The following is an 18,523-nucleotide window of genomic DNA, read 5'->3' on the forward strand; positions in this document are numbered from 1 at the left end:
GGAATATAAAGTCAGATGGCTACGGCAATGGATGAAATGAGGGTCAGAAAGGGGAAAATATTTATTGCCTCCCTGATCATTCTTGGTGTGATGGTTTCGATCCCCTTTCTCTTCTCGGTTTTTGTAGTGCCTTTTGGACGAATGCTTTCAAAACAATCCATCTCCACGAAAGAAAAAGTCGAACAGGTGGCGACCTTGCCCCCGACTGTCCCGTCTCCAATTCAGACCAATCAAACAGTGGTCATTCCTGAGACAGTGGTTCCGGCTCCTGTGATTATCCCTTTAACACCTGCCCAAATCAAAACAATCAAGGATTATATTGATGCGGCGACCAAAGAAAGGTATGCGGGGAATTTCCAGCTCTCATTAACCAACCTTCAAAAGGCATTAGAAATAGGCCCAGATTATACGTCTACCCATGTGGCCTTTGCAGAGCTTTATGAGTCATTTGATGATAAGCCAAAAGCGATAGACTCATGGCAAAATGTTTTGGAACTAGAAACAAATAAAAGCAGCAGGGTTCATACTGAGACATTGGCGAAAATGGATGTTTTGAGAAAAAAACTGGATGAAAAAGGGACTGATATTTCCGGGGTGCCTGCAGAGATCCCTACCGGGGAGGGATTTGTCTTTGTGGATAACGTGGATACACAAAGGGATAATAGTGCCCTTTTTGATGAGAGGATGCTCCTTAAAATACAGGTAGGAAGCAAAAGTGCGGTGAAAGTCATTGATCCGGCCTTGGTCAAAATACAGGTTTATTTCTATGACTTGTTGAGTAATAACCAAGTGGTCTCTACCAAAGCCCGTGTTAAGGCAAATTTTATCGATAATTATGTGGACTGGGCTGATGGGCCCGAATTTATGCAAGTCGTTTATGAGGTTCCTAGGGGGACTTGGCAGAAAGAGCTTAATAATAGTGGAATATCAAGAAATTTATATGGCTATATTATCAGGATATATTATGATAATAAACTACAAGATGTTTATGCGGATCCTTCCCAGTTGGCCCAACTTTTTCCTGCCAAAGAAACTTTGGCCCCTTAAATATGTCTAAAGGAATTCTCGTTTTTGATTCTGACAACGAAGCATTACAACATGTTGTCGGGATCCTTTCACCCTATTCAAATTATCAGGTGCTTCAAGCTCAAAACTGGGAGCATTTGAATCATTATTTGCAGAAAGAGACAGTTGATTTGGTGGTTGCCGAAATTTATACCCCAGAAATTTCCGGTGGTGATTTGGCGGCTTTTCTGAAGGGGAATTATCCGAATATTCCTATTTTATTCCTCACAGGATATGATCCTGCCTATCTCATCGGTGATGAAAGGGCGGCAGGGATACCAGTACTGGCAAAACCGGTTGATGCCCAAGGCTTGATTGCGGCGATAGTCCCACTGATTTTTAAGAAAGGACCTGCCACTCCCGTCGCAGTAGCGGATCCACAGCCCGTGGCTGTACAGGTGGCTCCGGTAGTTGCTGCTCCGGAACCAGAGGTGGTTATTACGCCAGTCATTGAGGCTGCTGCACCTGTAGTCCAGGCAGTCCCGGTGGTGGTGAAGGCTGTCGCGGTTACTGCCCAGCCTATCGTCGAAAGTATCCACCAGATCGCGGCGAAATCAGCCAGCCTAATCAGTCCTGTTAAACCGGCTTTTGTTTCAGAGTATGGCGAGAATATGGAGACCGGTCAGAAAAAAGGATTTACCCAGGTCTTAAGGCAGAAAGAAGAAGAGGAACAGAAGGGGTTCTCCGGAAACCTCGACCAATTTTCACTCGTGGATATCCTTCAAATGTGTTGTATTAGCGGACGCACAGGTAAATTAGTTTTCAGCCGCGACCATCATCATGGAAATGTTTATATCCATAAAGGCGCCCTCAAACACGCTGAATGCGGCATCTATGAGGGGGAACAAGCCGTCTACGAGATTATTGCATGGGATTACGGCAGTTTTCGTTTTGATGAGGGAGAGTTCCCTTGTCCTCAGACGATTAAAGTAGGATGGGAACACATCTTGATGGAAGGCGTAAGGATCCGTGATGAGAAAAAGGAAGCTTCTGGTACTCAGGATCATTCGGAGTTGATCGGTAAAAAAGTCGGTAATTACCAGGTAAACCGGCTTATGTATGAGGATGCCTATACAAAGACTTATGAGGCTGTTCAAATCGGCGTTAACCGTAAGGTCGCCCTCAAAGTCCTTGTTGCTGAACGCGCCGTGGATCCACTCCAATCCCGTGGTTTTCTGGATATAGCCTCGGCAAAGGCCAAGCTCCAACACCCGAATATTACGGCTGTTTTTGAAGCCGGTGAGTCCGGAGGGTGGTATTATTATTCCCAAGAAATATTCATGGGTGAATCCCTGGAGAAACTCGCAGAGAATCCAGGGAGCATGAATAACGTCAAAATCCTGAAGCTGATCCTCGACATTTGTACAGCATTTACCTATTTGCAGCGGAATCAAATCTGGCATCATTTGGTCGAGGCAAGGCATGTCCTTGTGGATATTAACGGGAATGTGAAAATCACCAATCCGGCGATCATTCACCCGGAAAATAATGTGATGGTATCTTCTGAAATCAATGCGTTGGGTGTGTCCCTGCAGCCTTTCACCAAAGCCCCAGGCATGCAGCCACAGGTTCTTTCTTTATTGGGGAGGATGCTTCTTTTTGGGGATCAAGGGTATGATTCCTATGCTGCCCTCCAGCAGGATGTTAAACAAATCGAATCCGCCTATAAACCCCAACAAAAAATAGAAATCGCCCAACAAGACCAGTCGGCAATCAAGGCGCTGGCAGAGATGAAGAAGAAACAGAAACGTAATTTTCTCATTGCAGTGGTGGGATTATTTGTGCTGCTGGGGCTGGCTGCGGGGGTCGTCTGGGCTTTGCGTTCAGAGAAACCCCGCCTGACCACTATTGAGATGGTCCAGATTCCTGCGGGGGAATTTATTTACCAAAATGGTGAGACGAAATCGCTGCCAGCATTCTGGATCGATAAATATGAGATTACCATTTACCAGTACAAAGAGTTTTTAAATGCGACGGTGGGTAAAGCAAATGCCCAATACCAGCAGGACAGTAAAGACAGGGATAATACACCGAAGAACTGGACGGCCGTCCTGAGTGCAATTCAAAAACAAATGCCTTTCCCCATACCGGGTAAACAGGGGCAGTTACTTTCTTGGGATAGTCCCGTATTTAACGTGAGTTGGTACGATGCCTATGCTTATGCAAAATGGGCCGGAAAAAGATTACCCACAGAGGAAGAATGGGAAAAGGCGGCTCGTGGCACTAAAGGATATGTGTATCCTTGGGGTAATGAGCCGGATGCCAAAAAAGCAAATGTAGGGACAGATAACGGCGCATTCTATGCGACCCCCGGTGGAATAGACGGATTCAATAAAGTATCACCCGTCGATGCTAAGAAAGATGATAAGAGTCCTTTTGGGGTTATCGGGTTTGCTGGGAATGTCTCGGAATGGACCGATACCTGGGACCGGAGTAAAAAAATATCGGTGGTCAAAGTGCCTATGGTTCGTGGAGGTAGCTGGTACACGGAGGATGTGAAAATGTCCCTCCGCATTAATGATTTTAGTCCGCATGAAAAACGTGAAGATATCGGGTTCCGCTGTGTCAGTGACACGGCTCCTGCCAGCCAAAGCCAGTGAGTAAAGAGATTCCCCCATTTTTTGCGCTTGTCGGGCCGACCGCATCCGGAAAATCGCAAATTGCACTGGAATTGGCCAAGTTGATTCCGTTGGAGATTATTTCTGCTGACTCGATGCAGGTTTACCGGGGGATGGATATTGGCACGGCTAAACCATCAGTTGAGGAACAAAAACTTATACCCCATCACACGATTAATCTGGTGGAGATAAACCATATTTTTGATACAGCCGAATATCTTCGTCACGCGCAAATTGCAGAAGAAAAAATAGTTTCAAACGGAAAATTACCCCTATATGCAGGAGGAACAGGTCTCTATATAAGGGCATTGCGTTACGGCCTGGAAAGCAATTTGCCCCGGAATGACCATCTCCGTGAGGAGCTCGAAGATCTCCCGCTGGATGAGCTCCAAGAAAAAGTCGCCTTTTTCGGTGTACACGGACTGAATCAATCAGACTGGAAAAATAAGAGGCGCCTGATCCGGGCCGTGGAAATTTGTTCCCATGAAGGGAAGTCATTGGTCGAGTGCCGCACGTCTTGGCAAGGGAAGGGAAGGTCAGGAATAGTTTTTTGTCTGGATCGAGACATGGATGAGCTGACTCGGAGGATTAACCACAGGATTGATCAGATGATGGGAGAGGGATTGGTGGATGAAGTGCGCAATTTGCTCGAAAAGGGGTTGATTCATAACCCAGTGGCGATGCAGGCAATCGGTTATAAGGAGGTCGTGACCCATATAGAAGGGAAAGCATCCTTGGATGAATGTGTCTTGGAAATCAAAATAAAGACAAGGCAATTTGCTAAACGCCAGAAAACATGGTTCTCTAAGGAAACGGATATGAAACTCATTACACTTGCGCCCGAGTCCTCAATGGCCTTGGCCGCTGCGCAAATTGCCCGGGATATTGAAAATTATGATGCATAAACTCGCCCCAGTACCTGTCGAAAGAGTCGTGCTTGTCGGCCTCGTCCATGGTGAACACACCATTTGGGATGTGGAAGAGTCGTTGGAAGAGCTCGAAGAGTTAGCCCGTTCCGCCGGGGCGGAGGTGGTCGGGGTTTTCCACCAAAAACTGGATTATCCGAAAGCAGCTTATTATATAGGGAAAGGCAAGGCGGAGGAGCTGGCCGAATACTGCAAAAGTGAAAAAGTAGACATGGTTGTTTTTGATGATGACCTAAATCCGGCACAGGGACGTAACTTGTCTGAGATTTTTAAGGTCAAAGTCATCGACCGCACAGAACTCATCCTCGATATCTTTGCCCAACGTGCCCGGACCAAAGAAGGACGTATCCAGGTGGAGCTCGCCCAGCTCCAGTACCTTTTGCCACGTCTGAAACGGATGTGGCTCCACCTTTCCCGGCAGGCGGGTGGCATCGGCGGCCGTGGTCCCGGTGAAACCCAGCTCGAGGTCGACCGTCGCCGCATCCAGGAGAAAATTTCCCGCCTCAAAAATGAACTCGGAGGGGTCCGGTCCACCCGCGCTACCCAACGCCATGCGCGCGAGAGAACCGGTATTCCCGTTGTCTCCATGGTGGGTTATACCAATGCGGGAAAATCGACTTTGATGAATGCCATGACGGGGGCCGGAGTGCTCGCAATGGATAAACTCTTTGCGACACTGGATCCTACGACCCGCCAATTTATCCTGCCCAATAAGCTCCCGATCCTTGTTTCGGACACAGTGGGATTCATCCGGAAATTACCCACGCATCTGATAGAGGCTTTTAAGGCTACTCTGGAGGAGGTCGTCCACGCTGACTTACTTTTACACGTCATTGATGTGACACATGAACATTTCGAGCAACACATGGAGGCGGTAGATGCGATTCTCCAACAGATCGAAGCTTGGGGGAAACCCACGATTCTAGTTTTTAATAAAATCGATAAACTCGAAAATAAATACCGCGTTGAGCAATTAGTCGAACATTACCCAAACTCCGTGGCGATTTCGGCTAAGAACCATACCGGGCTGGATCAGCTTGCCGACGAGATTATGCGTCAATTCGCAGACCGTTCCCAGCGTTACCGCTTAAAAATCCCGATCGGTGATGCCCACGCTATCGCTGAAGTCCGCAGCAAATTGCCCATCCTCCATGAGAGATATACGAATAAGAATGCCTTTATCGAAGCCATTATTCCCGAACCCCTCCATCACCGTTTCGCTCATTTTATCGTCCAAGACAAAGAATAATCTTTGGGGACTTCCTAAATCATCATCAGGGCGAGAGCACTCTAAAATAACTCTGGCTCTTTCTCGGTGACAGGATTCAGAAAGGGTTCGAACTTTTTGTAGAGTTCATCGAGTTTAGAGAGGTAGTAATCAATATTTTCATCGCGGGCTTCGGGATTCCATTCAGCCGCGAGCTTGGCCGCTTCAAAGACTTTGACCTTCTTGGTTTTACCGGTGATGTAATAGGAGACTTGGTCACCGGGTTGCAAATTGCGCCCGCTCTTGAGGGCGAGCTCATAGGCGGCGGCACGGTTACGGGCGCTGCCTGAGATTTTCTCCTGATATTTAACGAGGGAATCTTGAAGGGTGTCCGTTTTCATGAATATCTCGACGGGCCATTTCCCGGACGTCAGATTATTCCGGTATTCCTCAAGCAATTTGCTCACTTTAGCCGGTTGGGAGTGGAGCAGGGCGGAGACGGTTTCCTCCATAAAAGTCCGTTGGAATTTCTCGAGACCACGGGACTTCATCGAGGCCCCTTTAATCACGATGGAGTCGTCTTGTTTAAGTAGGGCATAGTTTTTCGCCTTGTAGCTGAACATAGCCTCGTAACGTTCATCAAACTCCACAGTGATCCCGGGAGGCAGGATTTTTTGGATATCGTCTTCCAGTTTCTCAGCCCCGTCGGCGGGTGGGACAAAATAAATACCGTCCGTATCCAGTTCGATTAATTTAGCCCCCCGGTCTTTGAGCCAATTCATCATCTCGGTAATAATCTCCCGGCCTTTGGCGGTGACTTCACTGGCAGCGGTGAAATCGGCAAAGTGGGCTTGCTCGAAACCGAGGTAACCGTAGAAGGAATTGATCAGGATTTTAAACGTTTGTTGGAGGGCTTGATAATGATCTTTTTCCGCTTTGGTTTCTGCATTTTGCGCCAGTTTCTTTGAGTTTAGGCGGAATTCCCGGAGGTCGATTAACATTTTTTTGAATATGCCCAGTGTATCTTTTTTCGGGACGTAATCAAAAGCCAGCATGACGGAGGGATACAGACTTGCGACGTCACAATGCCAGACATTTCGAGCGACTCCCTCGAAAAATATGTCGGTGTATCCACCAGGAAATCCCCGGGCCTCGGGTTCAAAAGGAATCGCTTTTTTAGCCTCAAAATATTCCCGGAGGAAAAGCGAATCGATCTTGGTGGCGTTCCCGCGGATAATCACATTCTGGAAATGGTAGGGGAAAATCTGGGCTTGGATAAAATAGCTCTGGCTCAGTAACCCTGAAATCGCACGGGTTTCCCTCACATCGTCGAGGGCATAAGCCTTTGCTTTTTCAGGATCATCCTTGAATGTCTGGGCGATTTTTGCGCCGTCGATATAGGTGCGGTCTTTGGAGGCAAATCCGAAATGTTTGGCGACTTCCTTCAAGGAAAAGCTTTCCAGCTCACGTGTACCGACATCATAAAAGAGGACAAGGATATAAGTGTCGATGATGTGCCGGCCATAAATTTCGAACTTAGGATAATTCAGTGTGCGCTCGGCAATCTGTAGGCGGGAGGCGCGTGAGGATAGTGCACTGCCATCGCGGCCCCATTCGAGTTTGACTTTATGCCGTTTGGCCCGGGCTTGGATGTATGGTAGGTCAAAACGGAAGATGTTATGACCTTCAATAATGTCAGGGTCTTTATCCTTGATGATTTTGTTGAGCCGTTGGAGCAATTTGCTTTCGTCCCCGTCAGTCAAGACCTCTTCCCAACCATGGTTATCCGAGACAGCGATAGCCAGAATGCGGTCATCCTCCTTTTGGGCGTTGGAGAATTCCTCCCCCGTGCTATTGGTCTCGATATCGAGCTGCATCCGGTGGAGACCCTCATAGAGCATCCCCTTAAAAAAGGTTTTCCCAGTGGCGAGGAGGAATTGGTGGATCGGGTCATTCAGTGCGAGGCAAGGGGCCTTTTGGGAGGTGAGCGATTTGCGCGCGTCCGAGTAGGTTTTCCAGTCAGGGAATGTCGCCAGGGTCGTGTAGGCGTATTCACCGCTAAAACTTTCCGTGTCGGCTTTCCCGGGGAATTTCCCCAAGGCACCATCGACGGTCCAGAGGAAGGGGGTGAATTCCACCTTGCGGCTTGAGAGGGTTTTACCATGCCGGGTGAATATCTCCATTTCGTAGTCGCTGGCTTGTTCGACAGCGACGATGGCCTCCTCGGGATCTCGCCCGAAGAGCAATTTGTTCTGGGAAAAGGGGGAATCGTTTTTCACAAGGGTTACTTAACCTTATCAATTCATGATCGGCAAGATTTCAAAAATGAAGATAATGAAAGTTGCGACTTGAGATTATCGGATGGGGGGAGTATGAGCTATCTAACATTTTTTACTTATGCCTATTGATTTCAGCAAAAAAAAGGCCGGACTCCTTGTACCGGTATTCGCCCTGAGAAGAACCGATGATCTGGGGATCGGGGACACTCAGGCAGTCAAAGAGACCATTGATTTTTGTAAGGGGGTAGGGGTAGGTGTCCTACAGTTGCTACCTATCAATGAGACAGGCGGGGATAATAGCCCTTACAATGCTGTCAGTGCCTTGGCTCTCGACCCCGTTTATATCACGATGACACCGGAACAAGTCCCCGGACTTGATCCTGCTCATCTCGCGCAAATTGCGACCCCGGATGTACTTGGACGGGTTCGTCCTGGCCCGGTGAATTATAGTTTGGTCAAACCCCTAAAACGCAAATTGCTCGAAGCGGCTTATGAAGGGTTTCTTTCCGGGGGCGACAATCAATCGCGCAAGGCATTTGATACTTTCAAAAATGAGCACAAGGATTGGTTAGGGGATTATTCACTCTTCAGCCTTTTATTGGAAATCTATCAGGGTGATGCGCGTTGGCCCCAGTGGCACTTGAATCACGTGTGCAGTTCTGCGACTCGGAAATGGATCGCTGCGAACAAGGATAAAGCGGCTCTAGAAAAGAGGGCTGACTTTTTTGCCTATGTCCAGTGGGTCGCATTCACGCAATGGCTTGAAATCCGAGCTTACGCCGATAAAAACGGGGTTCAGCTCATGGGCGATATTCCTTTTGGCGTGAGCCGATACAGTGCCGATGTCTGGGGGAACCCAAAGATATTTGATCTCGATTGGTCAGGCGGAGCTCCTCCCGAGACATTCTTTAAATGTGATCCTTTCACCGAAAAATGGGGCCAGAACTGGGGAATCCCCCTCTACCACTGGAAAGAAAATGAAGCCGAGGATTTTGCTTGGTGGAAAAAGAGGGTTCGCCTGACCTGTAAGGTCTTCAATCTTTTCCGGATCGACCATGTGCTCGGATTCTTCCGGATATACTCTTTCCCTTGGACACCTGAAAAGAATGGGGAATTTATGAATCTTACACTTGAGCAGGCGAAGGAGAAAACGGGCGGTCTCCTCCCCGGATTCCTTCAATATCCTGATGAACCTGTGGATTTGGCAGTGAAAAACTCCATTCAGGGATATCGTTTGCTCGATAAGATAAAACAATTTGCTGCGGAAGAAGGGGTTGTCGCCGAGGATCTCGGGGTGGTGCCATCCTATGTGAAACCGATTTTAGAGGAGCTCGCTATTCCCGGTTTTACCATTCCGATTTTCGTGAGGGATGAGGAGACTCGTGAATTCCTTTCTCCATCCGATTACCCGGAGAAAACGCTGATTACCTTTGCCACCCATGATCATCCCCCGATGGCTTCTTATTATGCCGACATTGTGGCGCGTTGGAAAGGCCCCGGCGGACATGAGGCTTGGCTAGATATAGAACGCCTGATGAGACTCCTTGGCTTGGCACTCGGGAGGCAAGGACAACCTCCCGCCGAGTTTAATCCCCTCATCCACGAAGCTATGATGAAGCTCATTTTGGATAATCATTGTTGGCTCGCGGTCTTTATGATTACCGATTTACTCGGGAATACCCAGAGGTTTAATGAACCCGGTTTGTCCGCGGATTCAAACTGGAGCCAGCGTCTGGATTTCAGCCTCGGCGAACTCAAAGCCCACCCGACCTATTCCGCAGTCGTAGAGCAATTTGCGCTGATGGTAAAAGCCAGTGGACGCGCGGGTTAAAAAAAAAGAACTCTCCCTAACGATAGATTTGGGAGGTTCCCCATGGTAGTAAAATGATGAAGGGAACCATCTCGGGACTAAAAGGTTACCACTCGATAATGGTACAGCCCCAAGTCAGTCCACCGCCGAAGGCGACCATAAGGATCAGGTCGCCGGATTTGAGGCGGCCTTCCTCGACAGCTTCATGGAGGGCGATACCGATAGAAGCGGCGGAGGTATTTCCGTATTTATGGACATTGACTATAAGACGGTGGTCGGTAACACCCAGACGCTGGGCGACGGCATCGATAATACGGTTGTTGGCTTGGTGGGGAATAACCATGGCGAGGTCGGAAGCTTTGAGCCCAGCCTTTTCAAGGGTATCCACAGCCACTTGGCTCATGGAGGTGACAGCTTGTTTAAAGGTCTCCTTGCCATTCATCTTGATGTAATGTTGGCGGGAGTCGACGAGCTCCTGAGAGATGGGCATTTTGCATCCGCCGCCAGGGATATTGAGGATATCATGGTATCCCCCATCAGCAGCAAGGGTGGTTTTAATCACGCCACGTTTGCCTTTTTTGGCAGGTTGCATGACGATAGCGGCGGCCCCATCACCGAAGAGGACGCAGGTATTACGGTCAGTCCAGTCCAGCAAGGAGGTGAGTTTGTCCGCACCAATGACCAGAACGTTATTATAAGTGCCGGTAGCAATAAAATTCCGGGCTGTCTCTATGCCGTAGATGAAACCAGCACAGGCTGCCTGGAGATCGAAAACAGCCGCATTTTTTGCGCCGATTTTATGCTGGATCCAGCAAGCAGTGGACGGGAATACGGTGTCAGGAGTGACTGTTGCGCAAATAATCAGGTCGATATCCCCCGGTTCGAGCCCGGCATTTTTTATGGCCATGAGGGAAGCTTTTGACGCCATGTCTGAGGTCATCTCGTCTTTGTGCGCAATCCGGCGTTCTTTAATTCCCGTGCGGGTCGTTATCCATTCATCCGTGGTCTCGACGATTTTGGTCAGATCGTGGTTAGTTAAAACCTTTTCAGGGACGTAAAAGCCTGTTCCTACAATTTGGGCGGAACGAATATTTTGGTGCAACATATTCTCTGCTGACATATGACAAATAGTCTAACGAAGCGCGTCAGCAGGGAAAGATTTATTTTGAGAGACCTCTTTTAAAACCCGGATCACGTGGTCATTGAAATGGTGCTGCACAAAGTCTCCTGCACGGTGGATGGTTGTCTGGATAGCCCGGGGCGAAGCTGAGCCATGCGCTTTTAAGCACAGACCATTGATGCCTAAGAGTACCGCGCAACCGAATTCATCCGGATCAGCCCCTTTTTTCAGGTCAGCGAAGGAACCTTTCATCAGGAGTGCCCCGATTTTGCGGATGAGACTTTTTTTGACGGATTTTTTAATCCAGTAACCCACAGCACGGAAAGTGTCTTCAGCTGTTTTGAGGATCGTATTTCCCGTAAGGGCATCGGTGATCAAAACATCAAATTTATCGGAGAAAATCTCGTGCCCGTCGAAATTCCCGCAGAAATTCAACCCGCTGGTTTTTAAAAGCTGGTGGGTGGCGATAATTAAATCATTCCCCTTATTCTCCTCGGTGCCGATCGAGTAAAGACCGATGCGAGGATTTTTAATGCCGAATACTTTTTCAGCATAGAGGGAGCCCATGTAAGCATATTGGAGCATATGTTCAGGCTTCGGATCAATATTGGCCCCGGCATCCATCAGGATAAAACGGCTATCCCGCCCGGGCATGAGGCAGGCCAGACCGGGACGGTCGACACCTTCTAGTGTACGGAGTTTAAGGTGGGATATACTAAAGTATGCCCCGGTATTCCCAGCAGAAATCACAATATCCGCTTTGCCGTCATTCACGAGGCTAACGGCTTTAGAGAGGGAGGAATCTTTTTTGCGGCGGACGGCAATAATCGCATCCTCATCCATTTCCACAACTTGTGAAGCATGGACAATTTGCACCCGTGAATCATTCGACATACGGTGCTTTTCGAGTTCCGATTTAATCCGGGACTCGTCGCCGACCAAAAAGAGGGTTTTTATACGGGCATCAGAGCGCAGCGCAAGGGCTGCTCCCTCGATAATATTTTGTGGGGCGTGGTCTCCGCCCATGGCATCCAATGATACTCTCATATAAGAAATGGCTTAACAAAAAATGCCGCTTCCTTTTCACAGGTAAGCGGCAAAATCTTTTAGATTTGAATTTCTATCGAATTATTTCGCCGCTTCCACAGTGATCACCTGACGGCCTTTGTAAAGACCAGTCGCCGGGTTGATCCGATGAGGAATGAAGCTAGTGCCTGATTCTTTGTCGAAAGCGAGTTGACCAGCTTTCCAGCGCTTTGCGGCGCGGCGTGAACGGAGGCGTGATAGTGATGTTTTGCGTTTTGGTGTACCCATAAACTGTACCTTTCTTATTATTCTTCAGGATTTTTTAATTGATCTAAGACTCCCCATACATCCGCAGGGGATTTCTCGTCCGGAAATTCATTATTCTCACCGATGTCAGTATCTGCTTGGCGCACCGACTCGAAAGGGTAGGAGTATGGGCATAAACCTTTGGAAGTCAAGGGGCACTTTGGGATAATTGGCAAACGGAGCAGGATTTCTTCCCGTATCTCCTCTGTCAGGTCTATCTCATCCCCTTGGATATCCACTGTCACGGCAAAGTTTTTGAGGTGCAGTTTAACCGGAAAATATTCAGAACACCGTCCACAAATGGCCCGGATACTGGCTGTAATACTCCCGGTGGCGGTGACAATCTCGGTCGCTTTTAAGAGGAATAGACGGTATTGAATCGCCTCTTTTGCGTCAACTAGTTTATCATCAACGCTTAAGATCGATCCTGGCAACTCGCCCTCGAACTCTTTTCCATCATCGGGAATGTCTGTTATAAATATTTTCACGCAAAATTATAGGTTTTCTATTGAGACTATTCTCAATTTTAGATTGTCAAAAATGAGAAGTCAAACTAGTTTAGCGGCATGTTGCAGGAAACCAAGAAAAGAGTCATCAGTTTTATGGAGTCCAAGGGTCTGCGTGTGACCGGTCCCCGGTTGGCGATTGTTGAGGCTGCCTTTAATACAACAAAACACTTTACTGCGGAAGAGCTCCTCGACATGGCGCGCGTGCTCGATAAGAGCGCTTCCCGCGCGACCGTTTACCGTACATTACCGATATTGGTGGAGAGTGGTCTCCTCCGTGAGATGGATTTTGGAAAGAACTGCAAATACTACGATCCGAACTATGCGGAGCATCCAAATCACAACCACATTATTTGTCAGGATTGTGAAAAGATTTTCGAATTTGACGAGGATAAGATTGAAGAAATCGAGGAGGAAGTCTCTCGGAAAATGGGCTTTAAACTCGAAGGCCAGAATCTCCAGCTCAGGGGAAGCTGCGAAAAGCTTAAGTCCATAGGTTCTTGCACCCATAAAGAGTAAAAGTTACTTTTAAAGGCTGTCTTGGTAGGTTTGGGGAGATTTGCCCGTGACCTTTTTAAATTGCCGGGAAAAATAATAGGGATCTTCGAATCCGACTCGCGCGGCGACTTCCTTGATTTTTAAACCCCTGACTTGCATGAGTTGACAGGCTTCTTTTATTCGTAGATCCGTGAGGAAATTCAATGGTGTTTTTCCGATCGTTTTCATGAATAATTTTCTCAAGTGATCCGGACTGACCCCGAGTTTCTCTATGGCTTGGCTGAGCTGAAATCCTGAATTGCCGATATTGTCAAAAAGCAGATGACGGAGTTTCTCCACTGATGGATGGATATCCTGCGAAGTAGACCAACGATCAAAGAGGAGGATGATGGCGTCAAAAAGGTGTTGAGAGATGTAATAAGAGTTTTTTTGGCCAAAACGCATTTCTTTGAGGATCATGGTGCTCAGGGAGAGGAATTCCTGTTGGGGGGTATCCTGATAAACCATGACGCCCCCGGTTTTTGAAAAGGGAAATTCATCCGTCCCCATATGAATATTCCGGTAACCTTCCTCACTGACCTCCTCTTGGGGAATATGGGGCGGCATACAGATAATGGTGCCCGGCTGGAAGGCAATCCATTCTTTTCCGATCCGGGTTTTGCCTTGCCCGTGGGTGTAAAGGACCAGTTCCCAATGTTTATCCTTGTGCTCGGGGTACCGCATGAGGGGTTCGGGGAGAAACCCGATTCCAAGGAATTTGGCCATGGCATCAAACAAGCAAAAATATCGTTTTTGTCCATCATCTTATTGATTCTGTCTATGGAGAAAGAGGAGAAGAATGGTATTCTTTACACAAGATTCAATTAAAAACCCCTAATCAAAACAAACCCTATGTCATACACATTCACCCAAACCCAAATCGACGACTTCCACCGGGACGGCTACGTCATTGTCCGCAATTTTTTTAGCAAGGAACAAATGGATCTCCTGCTCGAAGTAACCAAAAGTGACCTCGGCATTATCGGGACGGCATGGGATATGCCAGATGCCAAAGGCCGTAAAAGTAAACTGAAACTTTGGGACTTTGCCGGGGAAGACCTCTACGGCATGTTTTCGCGTTGTGAGAGTATCGTTTCGAATGTCGAAAAACTGCTCAATAGTCCGGTTTACACATTTCATAATAAAATCATGATGAAAGAACCTCTTGTGGGCGGGGCGTGGGAGTGGCACCAGGATTATGGGTACTGGTATAATGACAAAGTCCTTTCCCCTGACCTCGTCAGTGTCATGGTCGCCATCGACCGCGCTAATAAAGAAAATGGCTGCCTTCAGGTCCTCAAGGGTTCACACCGCCTAGGCCGGGTGAACCATGGGACAGTGGGGAATCAAGCTGGTGCAGATTTAGAAAGGGTGGAAGGTGCCAAAAAGCGTTTTGACCTTGTCCATGTGGAGCTCGAAGCCGGCGATGCCTGTTTCTTTCATAGTAATACACTGCATAGCTCTGCGGCCAATGAATCCCCTAATCCCCGGTGGAGTATGATCTGCTGTTATAATGCGGTTTATAACACCCCCTTTGACGGAGGCCAAAGCCACGGGGGGGATTACAGACCGGTTAAGAAAGTGCCTGATTCCAAAATCCTTGAAGTAGGTGCACGCAGCGATTTTTCAGTGGCTAAATGATAGAAACCATTTCTTGGGCGGGGGCATTGGCGATCTTTGCCTCCCGCATGATCCATCCGCCGCCTAAGACCACGTCGTCGTCATAAAGCACACAGGCTTGCCCCGGTGTCACAGCGCGTTGGGGTTCATCAAGTTTGATCAAGGTCTCATTTTCATCGAGGGAAATGACTGTTCCCATGGCCCCCGGGTGTGAATAACGGATTTTGACCGAAGCACGGATGGGGCCTGTAGGCCTTTCGATCCCTGACCAGCTGGCCCGGTCGATCTTAAATTCCGAGACGAAAAGATCCTCTTGGTCACCCACGATGACCCGGCTGGTATCCGGATCGATATCGATGACGTAACGGGGTTTGGGACTGCCCCCGGGTAACCCCTTACGTTGTCCTATGGTAAAGCGTTCGATGCCGTCATGGTCAGCGATGAATTTTCCCTCCTTATCGTAAATACCCCCCTTGGAGAAATTCTCCGCGCCCACCCGTTTTTCGAGGAATGCCGCATAGTCATTACCGGGAACAAAACAAATCTCGAAGCTGTCTTCCTTGTCATAGGTTTTCAGCCCGAGCTCCTTCGCGATAGCCCTGATTTCAGGTTTGGTTTTATCACCCAAAGGCATGACTGAATGACGGAGTTGTTCCTGATCGAGGCTGAAAAGGAAGTAAGACTGGTCTTTTTTACGGTCAGCCCCTTTACGCAAAATCATCCGCCCGTTGCGTTCCTCGATAATCGCATAGTGGCCGGTGGCAACAAAGGTCGCCCCGAGGGATAGGGCTTTTTGTTGGAGGGACCCAAATTTCATGTGTTCATTACACATGACGCAGGGGTTTGGGGTTCGTCCTTTTTTGTATTCGCTCGTGAAATAATCAATGATGATTTTTTCAAATTCCTTGGCCTCATCCACTACGTAGTGGGGCATGCCTAGGGCGTGGCAAACGGCGCGTGCATCGGCGACGGCTTGGGGGCCGCAACACTTCTCCTCGGCATGGCTCATACATTTTTGCCATACCTTCATCGTGATTCCGATGGGCTCATATCCGGCTTGTTTGAGGAAATAGGCGGCGACGGAGGAGTCGACTCCCCCGCTCATTCCAATGATGGCACGTCCTTTTGATGTCATAGAAGTGGCTAATTTAACCGATCCCAGTGCAAATTGCAAAATAAACTCTGGGGGACGGAGCAGAAAAAACGGGAATGCCGGATCTTTTTGAGGCATTCCTGCGAGGGTGATTGGAGGAATTTGCCCGAGGAGGGGATGTGTCCCTAATGCCGGGACAGTCACATCCCATCGGTGTATCCCTATTCTTTGGTTGTACTCACAGTGCCTGATTCAGAGTTATTCCATTGTCGCCCATTAAACCATTTTCCAGAGGTTTTGCGGTTTATCGTATTGCCGTCTTTGGTCGTGACCACATTCCGGTTAGCTGTTTTTCCTGTATCTGTCGTGGCTTCGGAGTCTACTGTCCGGGTGCCATCGCTATTGGTAACAGTTTTATTAAAATCTCCGGAATGTCCGCCGCTGGTTGTGTAGGATCCTGTTGTCGTGTGGCCAGTCTCAGTTTTTGTCACTTCCTTGGTGGTTTCGGTGGTCTGTCCATTCGCGCCGGTATAGGTGCTATTCACCGTTGCGGAACCGTTACCCGTTTTGGTGATATCCTTTTCATAGGTGGAGGTTTCGCCATTGTATCCTGTGTGTGTCCCTTCGGCATGAATCGTATCATCACCGGTTTTTGTCACGGTTCCCTCAGTCGTGGCTGTCTTTCCATCAGCTCGGGTAGTCGTAGTTGATGTCGTTCCGCTTTTGGAGTCCTGATCCCAGTTCTTGTTTGCAGTCCGGGATACTTGGCCTCCTTCGTTATTCTGCCAATTCGTTGTTTTTGTGGAGTGAAGATCACTCCCGTCTTTTTGTCGGGTAGCCGTCCGGTCAAAGGACCCGGTTTTACCGTTGGCGTGGGTCGCCGTTCCTGATTTTTTATGGGTTTTTGCCTCAAGAAGGGGACATTGGGCGATTAAAAACAATAGACTGATACTGAGGAGTGATACTTTATTCAGGCTCTTCGGGATTTCGGGTAGGTAAAATTGAGGGGGAAACCTTTTGTTGAATTATCTCTCTAGACTTTACGACATAATCGAAGGTTACAAAAGTAAATATTTTTTTATTCAGGCCTTGCGGCTTGACCCCCGGAAAGATGAGGGTTATGCGTGAGTTATAAATAATTAACTGACGGGATATTGTGAGCGTGAAGCTGGATGAATACTGGCACCCAGGATGGGAGGGGGCTAAAGAAAATTTTAAACCCGGATTGATTGTCCAGAGTCTGATCCTCTTGTTGGTTCTGGGTTATTATATGGTTCCCTTTTTTCACGATTGGTTGGTCAGTGTGACGAATTGGCGTAATGAAACCGGGATTATCTCTGCGTTTATTTTAGGCGGGTGCGGAGCCGGGTTGACTTCGGAGCTGCTCAAATGGTTGACTTCGCAGGAAAATAAATGGAGGCGGCATAGCTGGAAATATTATGTTTTTAACTTCATTTATTGGGGCCTCAATGGAATGGTCGTTGACTTGTTTTATAAAGGTCAGTCATTGGTTTTCGGTGATGGCCGGGATGTGATGACCCTGCTTTTAAAGGCTCTTGCTGATCAATTTATTTTTACCCTGCTTTTTATGCATATTTTTAATTGCCTGGCTGTTTCATGGCGTGACAGTGGGTTTAAATCACAAATATTTCTTGATGAACTCAGGGATCAGTATTTTAAAAAACGTTATGCCCCGGCCTATGTTTCAAATTTCTGTTTCTGGTTCCCGACTGTCTTGATTATTTATTGTATGCCGTACCCGCTCCAGATGCCCACAGGTGCCTTAGCCGGGATTTTCTGGGTTCTCATCCTGAATTTTGTCGTCAACCGCCGCGATCTAAAACCGTAGGTGAAGTGTTAAAGAACTTTACGTTTCACCGCGGACTTTTTGCCGTGAAACTTTTCTTTACCTCGGGACGATCTTTGCTGCACAATCCACGCCAATGCATTTTTTGGATAAATACCCATTGAGATGAACCGGGCCGCGGCATACGGGGCCAGCCCTTGGCCGGACGAGCAGGCCGCACCTTTTGCGGCAGGAATTTTCTGCGCAAAAGCGGGGTTGATTGTGATGGTCATTTACGCCGCGTGCTGCGGGATGTTTTTTGACCGTACGGTCAATGACGTGAATCAATACACGCAAATTGCTTCACCCACCGCGCAAATTGCCCCCACGTACGATGTGGATGGGAGTACTTGGGTTTCCCCCGTCCCAGCATCCGGACAGGTGTCGTCGGGGACATTCACCTACGACGAGGAAATCCGGCTCAAGACCACGACTATGGGTAATACCAATGAGGAATCCCTCTAGGAAACGATATAGCGCTGATATTCAGGAAATACGATGACCCGTGTATTGACGGCTAACTTCACCAGTCTCCCGGCTGTATGGCGCGTGCTCGTTTTATAA

General features: G+C 48.2%; 17 protein-coding genes. 9 read left to right on the top strand and 8 right to left on the bottom strand.

Going from position 1 to position 18,523, the window contains the following annotated elements; genetic code table 11:
• Positions 1 to 15 precede the first annotated feature (15 nt).
• The 4 genes from SGI98_02680 to hflX are packed head-to-tail and all read left to right on the top strand — an operon-like array spanning position 16 to position 5,858.
• Entirely contained in the window at positions 16 to 1,047 is a 1,032-nt protein-coding gene (locus SGI98_02680) for a hypothetical protein (GenBank protein MDZ4742307.1), read from the top strand.
• A gap of 2 nt (positions 1,048 to 1,049) precedes the next feature.
• Complete coding sequence (locus tag SGI98_02685) at positions 1,050 to 3,665, top strand: SUMF1/EgtB/PvdO family nonheme iron enzyme (GenBank protein MDZ4742308.1); 2,616 nt, start codon at positions 1,050 to 1,052, stop codon at positions 3,663 to 3,665.
• Positions 3,662 to 4,588, top strand: coding sequence for a tRNA (adenosine(37)-N6)-dimethylallyltransferase MiaA (gene miaA, locus SGI98_02690; GenBank protein MDZ4742309.1), 927 nt, complete (start codon positions 3,662 to 3,664; stop codon positions 4,586 to 4,588). Before SGI98_02685 ends, miaA begins: the two co-directional genes overlap by 4 nt.
• Positions 4,578 to 5,858, top strand: a complete 1,281-nt coding sequence (gene hflX, locus SGI98_02695; GenBank protein ID MDZ4742310.1) for a GTPase HflX — start codon at positions 4,578 to 4,580, stop codon at positions 5,856 to 5,858. The genes miaA and hflX overlap by 11 nt, the downstream gene beginning before the upstream one ends.
• A gap of 41 nt (positions 5,859 to 5,899) precedes the next feature.
• Here the strand turns inward: hflX and SGI98_02700 are convergent, their stop codons facing one another.
• Positions 5,900 to 8,095 carry a DNA polymerase domain-containing protein gene (locus SGI98_02700; protein MDZ4742311.1) on the bottom strand — a complete coding sequence of 732 codons (2,196 nt, stop codon included), beginning with the start codon at positions 8,093 to 8,095 and terminating at the stop codon, positions 5,900 to 5,902.
• Positions 8,096 to 8,213: 118 nt separating this feature from the next.
• Between SGI98_02700 and SGI98_02705 the strand changes: the two genes are divergently transcribed.
• On the top strand, positions 8,214 to 9,926 hold the full coding sequence (locus tag SGI98_02705) for a 4-alpha-glucanotransferase (GenBank protein ID MDZ4742312.1): 1,713 nt from the start codon (positions 8,214 to 8,216) through the stop codon (positions 9,924 to 9,926).
• Between the two features lie 85 nt (positions 9,927 to 10,011).
• Here SGI98_02705 and SGI98_02710 read toward each other — a convergent pair whose 3' ends face one another.
• The 4 genes from SGI98_02710 to SGI98_02725 all read right to left on the bottom strand — a co-directional run bounded on the left by SGI98_02710 (position 10,012) and on the right by SGI98_02725 (position 12,845).
• Positions 10,012 to 11,025 (bottom strand): beta-ketoacyl-ACP synthase III, encoded by a 1,014-nt coding sequence (locus SGI98_02710; GenBank protein MDZ4742313.1) that lies wholly within the window; start codon positions 11,023 to 11,025, stop codon positions 10,012 to 10,014.
• Between the two features lie 12 nt (positions 11,026 to 11,037).
• Positions 11,038 to 12,072, bottom strand: a complete 1,035-nt coding sequence (gene plsX / locus SGI98_02715; GenBank protein MDZ4742314.1) for a phosphate acyltransferase PlsX — start codon at positions 12,070 to 12,072, stop codon at positions 11,038 to 11,040.
• 81 nt (positions 12,073 to 12,153) lie between these two features.
• Entirely contained in the window at positions 12,154 to 12,339 is a 186-nt protein-coding gene (rpmF, locus tag SGI98_02720; GenBank protein MDZ4742315.1) for a 50S ribosomal protein L32, read from the bottom strand.
• 17 nt (positions 12,340 to 12,356) lie between these two features.
• Positions 12,357 to 12,845, bottom strand: a complete 489-nt coding sequence (locus SGI98_02725) for a DUF177 domain-containing protein (protein MDZ4742316.1) — start codon at positions 12,843 to 12,845, stop codon at positions 12,357 to 12,359.
• 114 nt (positions 12,846 to 12,959) lie between these two features.
• Here SGI98_02725 and SGI98_02730 point away from each other — a divergent pair, with 114 nt between their 5' ends.
• Positions 12,960 to 13,382, top strand: a complete 423-nt coding sequence (locus SGI98_02730) for a transcriptional repressor (GenBank protein ID MDZ4742317.1) — start codon at positions 12,960 to 12,962, stop codon at positions 13,380 to 13,382.
• A gap of 9 nt (positions 13,383 to 13,391) precedes the next feature.
• Here SGI98_02730 and SGI98_02735 read toward each other — a convergent pair whose 3' ends face one another.
• Positions 13,392 to 14,126 (bottom strand): AraC family transcriptional regulator, encoded by a 735-nt coding sequence (locus SGI98_02735; protein ID MDZ4742318.1) that lies wholly within the window; start codon positions 14,124 to 14,126, stop codon positions 13,392 to 13,394.
• Between the two features lie 126 nt (positions 14,127 to 14,252).
• Between SGI98_02735 and SGI98_02740 the strand changes: the two genes are divergently transcribed.
• Positions 14,253 to 15,041, top strand: coding sequence for a phytanoyl-CoA dioxygenase family protein (locus tag SGI98_02740; GenBank protein ID MDZ4742319.1), 789 nt, complete (start codon positions 14,253 to 14,255; stop codon positions 15,039 to 15,041).
• On the opposite strand, the gene mnmA is transcribed toward SGI98_02740, so the two are convergent.
• Together mnmA and SGI98_02750 are read right to left on the bottom strand one after the other, a co-directional pair.
• Positions 15,034 to 16,317 carry a tRNA 2-thiouridine(34) synthase MnmA gene (gene mnmA, locus SGI98_02745; GenBank protein ID MDZ4742320.1) on the bottom strand — a complete coding sequence of 428 codons (1,284 nt, stop codon included), beginning with the start codon at positions 16,315 to 16,317 and terminating at the stop codon, positions 15,034 to 15,036. The genes SGI98_02740 and mnmA overlap by 8 nt on opposite strands.
• Before the next feature lie 17 nt (positions 16,318 to 16,334).
• Entirely contained in the window at positions 16,335 to 17,054 is a 720-nt protein-coding gene (locus SGI98_02750; GenBank protein ID MDZ4742321.1) for a hypothetical protein, read from the bottom strand.
• A gap of 215 nt (positions 17,055 to 17,269) precedes the next feature.
• On the opposite strand from SGI98_02750, the gene SGI98_02755 reads away from it, so the two are divergent.
• Entirely contained in the window at positions 17,270 to 17,962 is a 693-nt protein-coding gene (locus tag SGI98_02755; protein MDZ4742322.1) for a hypothetical protein, read from the top strand.
• Positions 17,963 to 18,085: 123 nt separating this feature from the next.
• Positions 18,086 to 18,424, top strand: a complete 339-nt coding sequence (locus SGI98_02760; GenBank protein MDZ4742323.1) for a hypothetical protein — start codon at positions 18,086 to 18,088, stop codon at positions 18,422 to 18,424.
• Positions 18,425 to 18,523 lie beyond the last annotated feature (99 nt).

The organism is Verrucomicrobiota bacterium (assembly GCA_034440155.1).
In the GTDB taxonomy this organism is placed as follows: domain Bacteria; phylum Verrucomicrobiota; class Verrucomicrobiia; order JAWXBN01; family JAWXBN01; genus JAWXBN01.

Coding starts and splice junctions, on each gene's coding strand:
- SGI98_02735 (MDZ4742318.1), bottom strand. CDS start 14,126: ATGGCCAAATTCCTTGGAATCGGGTTTCTCCCCGAACCCCTCATGCGG.
- SGI98_02710 (MDZ4742313.1), bottom strand. CDS start 11,025: ATGTCAGCAGAGAATATGTTGCACCAAAATATTCGTTCCGCCCAAATT.
- SGI98_02685 (MDZ4742308.1), top strand. CDS start 1,050: ATGTCTAAAGGAATTCTCGTTTTTGATTCTGACAACGAAGCATTACAA.
- hflX (MDZ4742310.1), top strand. CDS start 4,578: ATGATGCATAAACTCGCCCCAGTACCTGTCGAAAGAGTCGTGCTTGTC.
- SGI98_02730 (MDZ4742317.1), top strand. CDS start 12,960: ATGGAGTCCAAGGGTCTGCGTGTGACCGGTCCCCGGTTGGCGATTGTT.
- SGI98_02680 (MDZ4742307.1), top strand. CDS start 16: ATGGCTACGGCAATGGATGAAATGAGGGTCAGAAAGGGGAAAATATTT.
- SGI98_02705 (MDZ4742312.1), top strand. CDS start 8,214: ATGCCTATTGATTTCAGCAAAAAAAAGGCCGGACTCCTTGTACCGGTA.
- plsX (MDZ4742314.1), bottom strand. CDS start 12,072: ATGAGAGTATCATTGGATGCCATGGGCGGAGACCACGCCCCACAAAAT.
- SGI98_02740 (MDZ4742319.1), top strand. CDS start 14,253: ATGTCATACACATTCACCCAAACCCAAATCGACGACTTCCACCGGGAC.
- SGI98_02760 (MDZ4742323.1), top strand. CDS start 18,086: ATGAACCGGGCCGCGGCATACGGGGCCAGCCCTTGGCCGGACGAGCAG.
- rpmF (MDZ4742315.1), bottom strand. CDS start 12,339: ATGGGTACACCAAAACGCAAAACATCACTATCACGCCTCCGTTCACGC.